At 73.6% G+C, this 12,300-nt stretch carries 12 protein-coding genes; 3 read left to right on the top strand and 9 right to left on the bottom strand.

The features are described from left to right. Positions 1 to 83: 83 nt before the first annotated feature. The 3 genes from ACXJKF_RS09785 to ACXJKF_RS09775 all read left to right on the top strand — a co-directional run bounded on the left by ACXJKF_RS09785 (position 84) and on the right by ACXJKF_RS09775 (position 3,912). The gene (locus tag ACXJKF_RS09785) at positions 84 to 1,460 is read left to right on the top strand and encodes an MFS transporter (RefSeq protein ID WP_456787517.1); all 1,377 of its coding nucleotides are present in this window, start codon (positions 84 to 86) and stop codon (positions 1,458 to 1,460) included. 19 nt (positions 1,461 to 1,479) lie between these two features. Continuing rightward, complete coding sequence (locus ACXJKF_RS09780) at positions 1,480 to 2,748, top strand: MFS transporter (RefSeq protein WP_456787516.1); 1,269 nt, start codon at positions 1,480 to 1,482, stop codon at positions 2,746 to 2,748. 63 nt (positions 2,749 to 2,811) lie between these two features. Next, the gene (locus ACXJKF_RS09775; RefSeq protein ID WP_456787602.1) at positions 2,812 to 3,912 is read left to right on the top strand and encodes a UDP-N-acetylmuramate dehydrogenase; all 1,101 of its coding nucleotides are present in this window, start codon (positions 2,812 to 2,814) and stop codon (positions 3,910 to 3,912) included. Here the strand turns inward: ACXJKF_RS09775 and ACXJKF_RS09770 are convergent. The 9 genes from ACXJKF_RS09770 to ACXJKF_RS09730 are packed head-to-tail and all read right to left on the bottom strand — an operon-like array spanning position 3,834 to position 12,271. Next, entirely contained in the window at positions 3,834 to 4,274 is a 441-nt protein-coding gene (locus tag ACXJKF_RS09770) for a GntR family transcriptional regulator (RefSeq protein WP_146844298.1), read from the bottom strand. The genes ACXJKF_RS09775 and ACXJKF_RS09770 overlap by 79 nt on opposite strands. Further along, positions 4,271 to 5,200, bottom strand: coding sequence for a hypothetical protein (locus ACXJKF_RS09765; protein ID WP_456787515.1), 930 nt, complete (start codon positions 5,198 to 5,200; stop codon positions 4,271 to 4,273). The genes ACXJKF_RS09770 and ACXJKF_RS09765 overlap by 4 nt, the downstream gene beginning before the upstream one ends. Before the next feature lie 59 nt (positions 5,201 to 5,259). Continuing rightward, complete coding sequence (locus ACXJKF_RS09760) at positions 5,260 to 6,279, bottom strand: adenosine deaminase (protein WP_456787514.1); 1,020 nt, start codon at positions 6,277 to 6,279, stop codon at positions 5,260 to 5,262. Next, the gene (locus ACXJKF_RS09755) at positions 6,276 to 6,968 is read right to left on the bottom strand and encodes a response regulator transcription factor (RefSeq protein WP_456787513.1); all 693 of its coding nucleotides are present in this window, start codon (positions 6,966 to 6,968) and stop codon (positions 6,276 to 6,278) included. The genes ACXJKF_RS09760 and ACXJKF_RS09755 overlap by 4 nt, the downstream gene beginning before the upstream one ends. After that, positions 6,965 to 8,506 (bottom strand): ATP-binding protein, encoded by a 1,542-nt coding sequence (locus ACXJKF_RS09750; protein WP_456787512.1) that lies wholly within the window; start codon positions 8,504 to 8,506, stop codon positions 6,965 to 6,967. Before ACXJKF_RS09750 ends, ACXJKF_RS09755 begins: the two co-directional genes overlap by 4 nt. Positions 8,507 to 8,548: 42 nt before the next feature. Further along, positions 8,549 to 9,310 carry a MerR family transcriptional regulator gene (locus ACXJKF_RS09745; RefSeq protein WP_456787511.1) on the bottom strand — a complete coding sequence of 254 codons (762 nt, stop codon included), beginning with the start codon at positions 9,308 to 9,310 and terminating at the stop codon, positions 8,549 to 8,551. 48 nt (positions 9,311 to 9,358) lie between these two features. Next, complete coding sequence (locus ACXJKF_RS09740; protein WP_456787510.1) at positions 9,359 to 10,195, bottom strand: ABC transporter permease; 837 nt, start codon at positions 10,193 to 10,195, stop codon at positions 9,359 to 9,361. Continuing rightward, positions 10,192 to 11,037, bottom strand: a complete 846-nt coding sequence (locus ACXJKF_RS09735; protein WP_456787509.1) for an ABC transporter ATP-binding protein — start codon at positions 11,035 to 11,037, stop codon at positions 10,192 to 10,194. The genes ACXJKF_RS09740 and ACXJKF_RS09735 overlap by 4 nt, the downstream gene beginning before the upstream one ends. 4 nt (positions 11,038 to 11,041) lie before the next feature. Further along, complete coding sequence (locus tag ACXJKF_RS09730; protein WP_456787601.1) at positions 11,042 to 12,271, bottom strand: pyridoxal phosphate-dependent aminotransferase; 1,230 nt, start codon at positions 12,269 to 12,271, stop codon at positions 11,042 to 11,044. Positions 12,272 to 12,300 lie beyond the last annotated feature (29 nt).

Here is a 12,300-nt window from a genome sequence, read left to right as displayed (position 1 = left end):
GTCGTCCCTCAAATCGATTCGACCTGACCGATGGCGCAAGATCGAATCGATTCGATACGTAGCCAGAACCATGGAGCAAGCCCGTGCGCCACCCCGCCCCCGCCGTGAGTCGAGCCCGCTGGCTCCTCATGGGCCTCTTCGCCCTCGCCGGCATCACGTTCTCCAGCTGGCTGGCCCGCATCCCCACGGTCCGCGACCTGCTCGACCTGTCGACGTCCGAGCTCGGCCTGATGCTGCTCGTCGGCTCCGTGGGGGCCCTGCTCACGGTCACCGTCTCGGGCGTCGTCGTGCAGCGCTTCGGCAGCCGGGTCGGGATCATCGCGTCGACCGGGGTGCTCGCGGTCGCGCTCGTGCTCATGGGCGTCGGCCCGACCGTCGGCTCGGTCGCGCTGCTCGGGGTCGGCATCTTCCTCAACGGTGTCGCGGTCGCGCTCGGCAACGTGCCGATCAACGTGGAGTCCGCCCGCATCGAGCGCGCGATGGGCCGCACCGTGATCCCGCAGTTCCACGCGGCGTTCTCGATCGGGGCCGTCGCAGGCTCGGCGCTCGGTGCCACCGCGTCGCACCTCGGCATCTCGGTCACGGTGCAGTTCACCGCCGTCGCACTGCTCGCGGTGGTCTGGCGGCTGGCGTCCCTGCGCGGCCTGGTCCTCCCGGACGCGCCGGGTGACCGGCCCCGGACGCCGAGCAGGGCGTTCGTCGGGACGGTCACCGTCGGCCGCCGGCGCCGCATCGCCACCGCCCTGGACTCCTGGCGCGAGCGGCGCACGCTGCTCATCGGCGTGGTCGTCATGGCGGCCGCCCTGTCCGAGGGGTCCGCCAACGACTGGCTGTCGCTCGCGGTCGTGGACGGCTTCGACCAGTCCGAGGCCGTCGGCGGCGCCATGCTCGKGGTGTTCGTCGGCGCGATGACGCTCGTCCGGCTGCTCGGCACCCGCCTGATCGACCAGTTCGGCCGGGTGGACGTGCTCCGCGTCTCGGGCACGGTMTCCATCGTCGGCCTGCTGCTGTTCGGGTTCGCGCCTACCTTCGCGCTCGCCGGGGTCGGCACGGTGCTGTGGGGCTTCGGCGCCGCGCTCGCCGTGCCCGTCGGCATCGCGGCCGCGTCCGACGACCCCATGCGCGCCGCCGGCCGCGTGGCCGTCGTGTCGTCGTTCGCGTCCGTGGCCTCGATCGCCGCGCCGCCGCTGCTCGGCATCGCCGCCGCCTCGACGGGCGCCCGGCACGCCCTCGCACTCATCGCCGTGGCGATGGTGGCCAGCGTCCTGCTCGCCGGCAACGTCGCCCCGGCCCGGCCGTCGATCGAGGACGCGCCCGAGCGTCATGACGACGACGAGCCGCTCGCGCACGTCGCCGACGCCGACCCCGACCCGTACGGCGCGATCGTGGCCCGGCACGCCGACCACGTGACCGCTCGCACCCGATCCCTGCGCCGCCGCCGCCCTGTGCGCGTGCCCTGACCACGAGACGGACGACATCATGAGCACCGGAGGGCCGATGACGACGCCAGCGGGACACGACGACGAGCTGACCACCCCGAGCGCGCCCGCGCCCGTCTCGCAGGCGGTCCGGCGGGCGTCCGTCGCCGTCTTCGCCGTGTTCTTCCTCAACGGCTTCAACTTCGCCACCTGGGCCGCCCGGCTGCCCGCCATCCGCGACGGCCTGGACTTCTCGCCCGCGCAGATGGGTCTGCTCCTGCTGGTCGGCTCGGTCGGGTCGCTCGTCGCGCTGCCGCTGTCCGGGATGGTCGTCGAGCGGCTCGGTGCGCGCCGCACCGTGCTGGCCTTCGCGTGCCTGAACGCCACCGGCCTGATCGTGGCGTCCGTCGGCGTCGCGATGGGCGAGGTCCTCGTCGTCGGGTTCGGCCTGGTCATGTTCGGGGTGGGCACCGGTGTCTGGGACGCGTCGATGAACGTCGAGGGCGCCGTCGTGGAGCAGCACCTCGGCCGCACCGTGATGCCGCGGTATCACGCCGGGTTCTCCTTCGGCACGGTGGCCGCCGCCGGGATCGCCGCCGTCGCCGCCGGGCTGCACGTGCCGGTCGTCGTGCACGTCCCCGTCGCGGTGGTGCTGTCGGTCATCGGGGTCGCGTTCGCGGTCCGCGCGTTCCTCCCGATCGTCGACGAGCCCGAGGTCCACCACGGGTCCGAGCGCCAGGAGAAGGGCGCCCGCGGAGCGCTCGCGGCTTGGCTCGAGCCGCGCACGCTGCTCATCGGGCTGGTCGTCCTCGCCGCCGCCCTGACGGAGGGCTCCGCGAACGACTGGGTCAGCCTCGCCGTCGTCGACGGGTTCGACGTGCAGGACGCCGTCGGAGCGGTCGCGTTCGCGGTCTTCGTCACCGCGATGACCGCGATGCGCTGGTTCGGCACCACGCTGCTCGACCGGTACGGCCGGGTCGCGGTCCTGCGCCTGTGTGCCGGGCTGTCGCTCGTCGGCCTGCTGATCTTCGGTCTCGCCGGCCCGCTGTGGCTCGCCGTCGTCGGGATCGTGGCGTGGGGCGCCGGTGCCGCGCTCGGGTTCCCGGTCGGCATGAGCGCCGCCGCCGACGACCCGCTGCGGGCCGCCGCGCGTGTGAGCGTGGTGTCGACCATCGGCTACAGCGCGTTCCTCGCCGGTCCGCCGCTGCTCGGTCTGCTCGCCCAGCACGTCGGCTACCGGCACGCCCTGCTCGTGATCATCATCCCCATCGTGCTCGGGCTGCTCGTGGTCAACGCCGCCGCGCCGCTCAAGAAGGTGGCCCAGGGTTAGCCTGAGCGCGTGCAGACAGAGCTGAACGCGGCCGACTGCTCGCCGTCGACCGTCCCTCCGACGATCACCTGGCCGGCCCGGACCGCCCCCTCGTCCACCCTCGCGGACCTGACGACGCTGCGCGTCGGCGGTGCGCCGCAACGGTATGTCGAGACCACGACCGAGGCCGAGCTGCTCGACGCGGTCCGTGCGGCGGACACCGACGGCGAGCCGCTGCTGGTCCTCGGGGGCGGGTCGAACCTCCTGGTCGCCGACGCAGGGTTCGACGGCGTCGTCGTGCGCGACGTGCGCAGCGGCATCGAGGTGCCCGACGCGTCGGCGTGCGCCGGCGCCACGCTGACCGTTCCCGCGGGGACGCCCTGGGACGAGGTCGTCCGGTACGCCGTCGAGCAGGAGCTGACCGGGATCGAGGCGCTGTCCGGCATCCCCGGGTCCACCGGCGCGACGCCCGTGCAGAACGTCGGCGCGTACGGCCAGGAGGTCTCCCAGAGCATCGCGACCGTCCGGGTCTGGGACCGCGGTCGCGGCAAGGTCCGCACGCTCCCGCTCGTCACGCTCGCGTTCGGCTACCGGACGTCGCTGCTGAAGCGCTCGATGCGCGAGGCCGACCCGGCCGATCCGCTTGCCCCGTGGTCGCCGACGCCCCGCTACGTGGTGCTCGACGTGACGTTCCAGCTGCGCCCCGGCACGCTGTCCCGCCCGATCGCCTACGCCGAGCTGGCTCGCACGCTCGGGGTCGAGGTGGGCGGCCGCGCCCCGCTGGCGGAGGTCCGGGACACCGTGCTGGCGCTGCGTGCCCGCAAGGGCATGGTGCTCGACGCGGCCGACCCCGACACGTGGAGTGCGGGCTCGTTCTTCACCAACCCGTTCCTCGACGCCGCCGCGGCGGCCGGGCTGCCGGACGACGCGCCGCGCTTCCCGGCGGACGACGGACGCGTGAAGACCAGCGCCGCCTGGCTCATCGAGCGGTCCGGGTTCTCGCGCGGCTTCGGCGCCCCCGGACCGGCGACCCTGTCGACCAAGCACACGCTCGCGCTCACCAACCGCGGGGGAGCCAAGGCCGAGGACCTGCTGGCGCTCGCGCGTCAGGTGCGCGACGGTGTCCGGTCGACGTTCGGCGTGGAGCTCGAGCCCGAGCCCGTGCTGGTGGGCGTCACGCTCTGACGCCCGAGCAGCGCGCCGTGCACGAGCACGAGCGCCTCGTCGTCGGTCAGCCCGGCGGCACGCACGGCGGCCACGTAGGTCTCGGCGGCGCGGCGCGCGAGGTCCGTCGGCACGGACGCGCCCTCGGCGATGACGGTCCCCGCGCGCCGACGGGTCTCGACGACGCCCTCGGCCTCGAGCTCACGGAACGCCCGCGCGACCGTTCCGGCGGCCAGCCCGAGGTCCGTGGCGAGGGCGCGGATCGTCGGCAGCCGGTCGCCGGCGACCAGCCTCCCGGCCGCGACGTGCGCGACGACCTGCGCGCGGATCTGCTCGAACGCGGGCACGCCGGAGGTGAGGTCCACCTCGAGCTGCGCGGTCATGCCGCCACCTGCGCGGGCCGCGAGGAGGGCTCCGCGAGCCGCGCCGTCGTCCCTGGCTGACGAGCGCGCGACGCCCGGAGGGCGACCACGAGCGAGGCGATCACCAGGGCGACCGAGACGATGCGGCCGATCGTCCCGACCGACTCCGAGCTGCCCCGACCGACGACGTCCGCCCAGATCGGCTGGACGGTGCCCACGGCGTTGGCGGCGAAGAAGAGGCAGCCGGCGAGCGTCCACGCGGTGACCAGCTGGACCCCGGCCAGGACGCGTGCCGCGGACGTCCGGCGCAGCGCCACGTCGTCGGCGGGGGAGGTGTCGGACACGGCTGCCCGCCGGGCGACGAGGAGCAGGACGCCGACGCACCCGATGCCGAGCACCGCCGTCGCGGCAGCGATCGTCCGGCCGTAGTAGAGGCCGGGGAACGGGCTGGAGGTCGAGACCATCTGGTCGGCGAAGCCGTAGGACAGGCTCCGGCCGTCGGTGCCCGCCGCGAGCGCGCACACGCCCAGCAGCATGCCGAGGGCGACGAACCAGGTGACKGTCAGCCAGGAGAGGGCGGGTGGCGCCACGTCGCGGATGCGCCGCCGGACCAGGGCCGCACGCCGCACGGCGCCGGCCGGTCGGGGCCACGTCAGCTCGCCGCCGGCGTGCACGGCGAGGTAGGCGATCCCCGCGACGGCCGGGAGCGCAGCGACGAGCACTCCGCGCGACGGTCCGCTCAGCGTGCCGCTGATGCCCACGGCGAGGAGCACCGGCAGCGGGACGAGCGCGGTCCACGCCGCCACGGTGACGCGACGGGCGTGCCGCTCGGCGGTGATCCAGGCCTGCGACGGCGTCGCGGGTCCGAGCGTGCGGACGGGCCGGAGCGACCAGCCGAGGCCGGCGACGAGGACGGCGACGAGCACGAGCCAGAGCCAGCTGGCCATCGGAACCCCCATGTATCAATCAACTAGTGCATTGATACAATCGTTCGCGACCGCCGATGTCAAGCAGCGAGCCAGGCGTCGATCCCCGAGAGCAGGCGCGCCCGCACGTCGTCCGCCGCCCGGCTGGCCCGGACGGACGCCCGGGCCAGGTCCGCGAGCTCGTCGTCGGTGAACCCGTGCACCTCGCGCGCGAGGACGTACTGGTCCACCAGCCGGGAGTGGAACAGGAGCGGGTCGTCGGCGCCGAGCGCCACGGTCGCGCCGGCCGCCACCAGGGCGCGCAGCGGCACGTCGTCCGCCGACGCGTACACCCCGAGGGACACGTTCGACGCGGGGCACACCTCGAGCGCCACACCCTCGTCGACCACCCGCTCGAGCACCCGGGGATCCTCCGCGGACCGCACGCCGTGCCCGAGCCGGTCGGGGAGCAGGTGACCGACCACGTCCTCGACGTGGGCGGGGCCCAGCAGCTCGCCACCGTGCGGCACGGACGCGAGCCCCGCGGCCCGGGCGATCGCGAACGCCGGCGCGAACTCCGACGTCTCGCCCCGCCGCTCGTCGTTGGACAGCCCGAAGCCGACGACCTGCCCGGGGCCGTCGCCGGCGTGGTGCGCGGCCAGCCGGGCGAGGGTGCGTGCCTCCAGCGGGTGCCGCATCCGCGACGCCGCGACGATCACGCCGACGTCCACCCCGGTGTCGACCGCCGCCTGCCGGGCCGCGTCCAGCACGATCTCCAGCGCGGGCGTGATCCCGCCGACGAACGGCGCGTACGACGTCGGGTCCACCTGGATCTCGAGCCGGCCCGACCCCTCCGCGGCGTCGTCCTGCGCCGCCTCCGCGACGATCCGGCGCATGTCCGCCTCGCTGCGCACGCACGCCCGCGCCGCGTCGTACAGCCGCTGGAACCGGAACCAGCCGCGCTCGTCGGCAGGCACGTGCAACGGGTCGTCGTCGAGGAGCGCCGACGGGAGCCGGATGCCGTGCGTCGCCGCCAGGTCCGCCAGCGTCGAGACCCGCATCGACCCCGTGAAGTGCAGGTGCAGGTGTGCCTTCGGGAGCAGGCTCAGGTCTCGGGTCACACGCCAGCCGTGGTGGTGGTCGTGGCGTCGATCAGCCGGTAGCCGACGCCGCGCACGGTGTCGAAGTGCTCGGCCCCGACCTTCCGGCGCAGGTACCGCACGTAGACGTCGACGACGTTCGAGCCCGGGTCGAAGTCGAAGCCCCAGACCTCGGACAGCAGGCGCTCGCGCGTCAGGACGTCGCCCGGGTGACGCAGGAACGTCTCCGCCAGGGCGAACTCCCGGGCCGACAGGTCGACCTCCTGGTTGCCGACCTTCATCCGCCGGGTCCGCAGGTCCAGCTGGAGCGCGCCGTGCTTGAGCACCGACGCCTCGCTCGCCGACGCACCCTGGGCGCGCAGCCGCAGGCGCACCCGGGCCAGCAGCTCCTCGAACCGGAACGGCTTGGCCATGTAGTCGTCGGCCCCCGACTCCAGACCGGTGACGGTGTCCGTGACGGACGACCGCGCGGTCAGCACGATCACCGGGACGGTCTCCCCGGCCGCGCGCAGCCGGCGCAGGACCTCGAAGCCGTCGATGTCGACGAGCCCCAGGTCGAGGATGAGCAGGTCGACGTCGCCGGACTGCACCCGCGTCAAGGCCTCTTCGCCGGAGGTCACCGCGCTCGTCTCGAAGCCGGAGGCGCGCAGGCCCTTGGCGACGAACGCGGCGATGCGTTCCTCGTCCTCCGCGATGAGGATGTGCGTCATAGGTGCTCCACCAGCTCGGTGACAGGTTGGGGTTCGCCGTCCACGAGGTCGACGGCCGGCAGGTCCAGGACGAAGACCACGCCGGAGCCGACGTTAGCCGGTGGATGCTCCACGAACACGCGTCCGTGGTGGGCGTGTGCGATCGCGGCGACGATGGGCAGCCCCAGACCGGCACCGTGCGAGATGCGGTCGGCCTGCCCGCGGTGGAAGCGCTCGAAGATGCGGTCGGCCTCGTCCGGCGGCACGCCGGGTCCCTCGTCGCGGACCCACAGCAGCAGCCGACCGCCCGCGACCTCGCTGCCGAGCCGCACCGTGGAGCCCGGGGCCGAGTACCGGTGCGCGTTCGCGAGGAGCTGCAGCCACGCCTGGGTGATCCGCTGGGCGTCCAGCTGCACGTCGACGTCCGCCCGCGACGCGACCACCCACCGGCGATCCCCGAGGCCCCGCGCCTTGTCGTGCACGTCGTCCGTCAGCCGCCCGACGTCGGTGGGCGCGAGGCGCACGAAGTCCGGGCGGTCCGCGGTCGCGAGCGTCATCAGGTCGTCGACCAGCCTCTGCATCCGGTCCAGCTCGTCCAGGGCGAGCGCCTGCGTGGCGCGCACGTCGTCGGGATCGTCCGGGTCCAGGAGCTCGAGATGGCCACGCACGATCGTCAGGGGGGTCCGCAGCTCGTGGCCGACGTCGTCGAGCAGCTCGCGCTGCGACCCGAACGCGCGCTGCAGCCGGTCGAGCATCGCGTTCACCGTGCGCGCCAGGTTGGACAGGTCGTCCTTGCCGGTCACCGTGATGCGTTCCGAGAGGTCGGACTCCGTGATGCGACGCGTGGTGTCGCGCAGGAGCCGGATCGGACGCAGCAGCCGGCCGACGACGAACCACGCCACCACCGAGATGACCGCGAGGGCGCCGAGCCCGACCGCGGAGTAGGTCAGGAACGTGCTGCGCAGCCCCGACATCTCGGCGGACCGGTCGAACGCCACGACGAACAGGCCGACGCCGGGGTCTCCGGTCATGAGCACCGGGACGGCGATCAACCGGTACTGCGTCACGGACGTGGACACCGTCTGGGGCACGGACGGGGTGTCTTCGTCCATCTCGGCCAGCACGGCGACGAGCTCGGCATCCTCGTCGAGGCGGATCGACCGGGTCTCCGGGGCAGGCAGCCACGCCGGCTTGCCCTGGAAAAGCGAGAAGACCCCTTCGTTCTTGCCCGGGATGCGGCTGCGCACGCCCTTGTAGAGGACCTCGCTCACGGTGGTGAAGGGTTGCTTGGCGGTCTCGTCGCCCTTCGCCTCGACGTTGCGCAGCGCGGCGACGGCGCGGGACAGGGAGTTGTCCATGCGCTCGTCGGTCTCGGCCGCCTGCAGCGCGAACGCCGTCCCGCCGGCGATCATCACGGTCAGCGCGGAGAGCACCACCACGGCCGTCAGCAGCCGGGCGCGGACCGTCAGGTGCGCGACCGTGCGCTGGTAGGCGGGGATGGCACCCGTGGTCGCGCCGGGAACGTCGGCGCGGCGACCGGCGCTGGCGCTGCGTGACATGGACGCAAGTATGTCCGCCGCGCACCGCGGCGCGCAGGTGTCTCAGTCCAGCGACCGCAGGAACGACCACAGGTGCCCCTCGAGGTCGTACGCGCTGTACACCCGGTACCCGTAGTCCTGGTCCACCGGCTCCTGCCGGACGTCGACACCTGCCTCGACGGACCTCCGGTGGTGCGCGTCGACGTCGTCCACGAGCACGGCCACCGAGCCGGTGGTCGCACCGACCGTGCGGGGCGAGGCCAGCCGGTACTCCGCCTGCTCCGGGTGCAGCCAGATCACCCCGTCGCCCGCGTGCACCTCCCCGTGCACCGCCCGGCCGTCGCCGTCGCGCACCAGCTCGCCCGGCAGCAGGCCGAACCGCTCGACCAGCCACGCGTGCGCCGCGCCGATGTCCGCGTAGACGAGCAGCGTGATGCGCCGCTGCGCGGGAGGCTCGAGCGTCGTCAGCTCCTCGAGCACGGCCAGGAGGTCCGCGCCGCCCGTCGCGAGCGCCCCGGCCACCTTCGAGCGCAGCCGCGCCGTCGCGTCGAGCCGCGCGTCGAGCGCGGCGAGGTGTGCCTCCAGGGCGGACGTGAGGTCCCACGCGGGGTCGTCGAGCGCCCGCCGGACCTCGGCGAGGTCCATGCCCAGCCGGCGCAGCAGGCCGACCCGGTACAGCCGCGCCTCGTCGGCGGCGTCGTAGATGCGGTGGCCCGCAGGGCTGCGACCCGACGGGGTCAGCAGCCCGACCTGCTCGTAGTAGTGCAGCGTCCGGACCGTCAGCCCGGTCGCCGCCGCCAGCTCTCCCACTCGGTGTCCTGTCATGCGACCGACGCTAGGACCTCACGCCGCGTCAGGAGCAAGGGCCGTTCCTCAGCCGTCGTCCCGCCGCTGCCAGCGGAACGTCCGCACGCCGACGACGAGGGCGGCGACGGCCCACACGAGCAGGACCACGGCGGTCGCGACGTGCTGCCAGGACCCGCTGACCTCCCACGACTCGGCGCTGGGCGGCAGGAAGACCGACCGCATGCCCTGCGCCATCCACTTCAGCGGGAACACCGACGCCACCTGCTGCATCCAGGTGGGCAGGTCGTTGAACACGAAGAACACGCCGGAGATGAACTGCAGGACCAGGACGATGGGGGTCACCACGGCGCTCGCGGACTTCCCGGAGCGGGGGACCGACGAGAAGGCGACCCCGCAGAGCGTGCCCGTGGCCGTGCCGAGCACGAAGACCCACGCGAACGTCGCCCAGGCCGTCGTGCTCGTCGGCAGGGTGACACCGAAGAGGAGCGCCGCCGCCGCCAGCAGCAGCGCGGTCTGGACCAGGGAGGTCACGAGCACCTCGCCGATCTTGCCCAGGAAGAACGACGACGGAGGCAGCGGGGTGCCGCGCAGGCGCTTGAGCCCACCCTCGTCGCGCTCGACGGCGATCGAGATCGCGAGGTGCTGAAAGCTCGACAGCATGATGCCCGTCGCCAGCATCCCGGGCAGGAAGTACTGGGCGAACGGGATCCCCGGCGGCGGACCGACCGTGGCGCCGTCCTGACCGAACACCGTCGCGAAGATCGCGAGCATGATGATCGGGTACGCGAAGATGAACACGACCGCGTCGCGCTCGCGGAAGAACGTCCGCACCTCGTAGCGGGTCCGGGCGGCCCCGAGGCGCAGCACCCCGGGCAGGGTGGTCCGGGTCTCGACGGCGGTCACGAGGCGTCCCCGTCGATCAGGCTGAGGTAGACGTCCTCGAGGGTGGGACGCAGCACCTGCAGGCCGGGCACCTCGTCGCCCAGCGCTGCGGTGAGCTCGACCACCGTCCGGGTCGGGGTGTCGGTGCGGACCTCGCGCGTCTGCCCGTCCTGCGTCCAGCGCACCACCGCCTGCCGCGCGGTGCGCCCTCCGAGGTCCGCCGGTGGGCCCTCCGCCACGACCTGCCCGTCCCGCACGACCACCACCCGGTCGGCCAGACGCTCGGCCTCCTCCAGGTAGTGCGTGGTGAGCAGGATCGTCGTGCCGTCGGCAGCGAGGGACTCGACCAGGTCCCAGAACGAGCGCCGGGCCTGCGGGTCGAACCCCGTGGTGGGCTCGTCGAGGAACAGCAGCTCCGGGCGGCCGACGATGCCGAGGGCCACGTCGAGCCGGCGCCGTTGGCCACCGGAGAGCTGCCGTGCGCGCGTCCGGACCTTCTCCTGCAGGCCCACCGACACGATCACCTCGTCGGGGTCGCGCGGGTCCGGGAAGAACCCGGCGAAGTGCCGGACCAGCTCGGCCACCGTCGCCTCGGCCAGGTCGTTGTTGCTCTGCAGGACGATGCCGAGGCGCGAGCGCCACGCACGGTCGCCGTCCCGCGGGTCCGTCCCGAGCACCCGCACGTCGCCGCCGTCGCGCGACCGGTAGCCCTCGAGGATCTCCACGGTCGTGGTCTTCCCCGCGCCGTTGGGACCGAGGATCGCCACGACCTCACCGTGCGCCACGTGCAGGTCGAGACCGTCGACCGCCCGCTTCTCGCCGTAGACCTTCCGGAGCCCGGTGACCTCGACGGCGTCCGGCACGGCCTTACTCGGCCTCGGCCAGCAGCGACTGGATGCGCGTGACGCCCTCGACCAGGTCGTCGTCGCTCAGCGCGTACGACAGCCGCAGGTAGCCGCTCGGCCCGAAGGCCTCACCCGGCACCACGGCGACCTCGGCCTGCTCGAGGATCAGCGTCGCCAGCTCGGCCGACGTCCGGGGCGTCACGCCGCGGATCGTGCGTCCGAGCACGCCCTCGACGGACGGGTAGACGTAGAACGCCCCCTCGGGCGCGGGGATCCGCACGCCGTCGATCTGCGAGAGCATCTCGACGATCGTGCGCCGGCGACGGTCGAACGCCGTCCGCATCTCCTCCACCGCGGCGAGGTCTCCGGTGAGCGCGGTGATCGCGGCGCGCTGCGAGACGTTCGCGACGTTCGACGTGAGGTGCGACTGCAGGTTCGTGGCGGCGGTGATCACGTCGGCCGGGCCGATCATCCAGCCGACCCGCCACCCGGTCATCGCGTAGGTCTTGGCGACGCCGTTGACGACGATCGTCGTGTCCGCCAGCTCCGGCACCGCGCGCACGATGGGCGTGAACACCGCGTCGTCGTAGGTGAGGTGCTCGTAGATCTCGTCCGTGATCACCCAGACGCCGTGCTCGAGCGCCCAGCGCCCGATCGCGGCGGTCTGCTCCGGGGAGTACACCGCGCCGGTCGGGTTGGACGGCGAGCAGAACAGCAGCACCTTGGTCCGCGGGGTGCGGGCGGCCTCGAGCTGCTCGACGGTGACCAGGTAGCCCTGGTCCACCCCGGCGAACACCTCGACCGGCACGCCGCCCGCCAGCCGGATCGCCTCGGGGTAGGTCGTCCAGTACGGCGCAGGCAGCAGGACCTCGTCACCCGGGTCCACCACCGCCGCGAACGACTGGTACACCGCCTGCTTGCCGCCGTTGGTGACCAGCACGCTCGACGGCTTCACCTCGTACCCGGAGTCCCGCAGCGTCTTCGCGGCGATCGCCTCGCGCAGCGCCGGCAGGCCCGCGGCGGGCGTGTAGCGGTGGTTGACGGGGTCCTTCGCCGCCGCGACGGCGGACTCGACGATGTACGCGGGGGTCGGGAAGTCGGGCTCCCCGGCGCCGAACCCGATCACCGGGCGGCCGGCGGCCTTGAGCGCCTTGGCCTTGGCGTCGACCGCCAGCGTCGCGGACTCGGCGATCGCGGCCAGTCGGGCGGACACACGGGGACGGGGAGGGGTCTGCTCGCTCACGGGGCCCATAGTGGCAGAGGTCACGTCGGCACGTGCCA

The organism is Cellulomonas sp. P5_C5, assembly GCF_054049655.1.
The sequence above is the reverse complement of the archived record's forward strand: the minus strand, read 5'-3'. Positions and strand labels throughout refer to the sequence as shown.

Coding starts and splice junctions, on each gene's coding strand:
- ACXJKF_RS09750 (WP_456787512.1), bottom strand. CDS start 8,506: ATGTCACGCAGCGCCAGCGCCGGTCGCCGCGCCGACGTTCCCGGCGCG.
- ACXJKF_RS09780 (WP_456787516.1), top strand. CDS start 1,480: ATGAGCACCGGAGGGCCGATGACGACGCCAGCGGGACACGACGACGAG.
- ACXJKF_RS09730 (WP_456787601.1), bottom strand. CDS start 12,271: ATGGGCCCCGTGAGCGAGCAGACCCCTCCCCGTCCCCGTGTGTCCGCC.
- ACXJKF_RS09745 (WP_456787511.1), bottom strand. CDS start 9,310: ATGACAGGACACCGAGTGGGAGAGCTGGCGGCGGCGACCGGGCTGACG.
- ACXJKF_RS09755 (WP_456787513.1), bottom strand. CDS start 6,968: ATGACGCACATCCTCATCGCGGAGGACGAGGAACGCATCGCCGCGTTC.
- ACXJKF_RS09770 (WP_146844298.1), bottom strand. CDS start 4,274: ATGACCGCGCAGCTCGAGGTGGACCTCACCTCCGGCGTGCCCGCGTTC.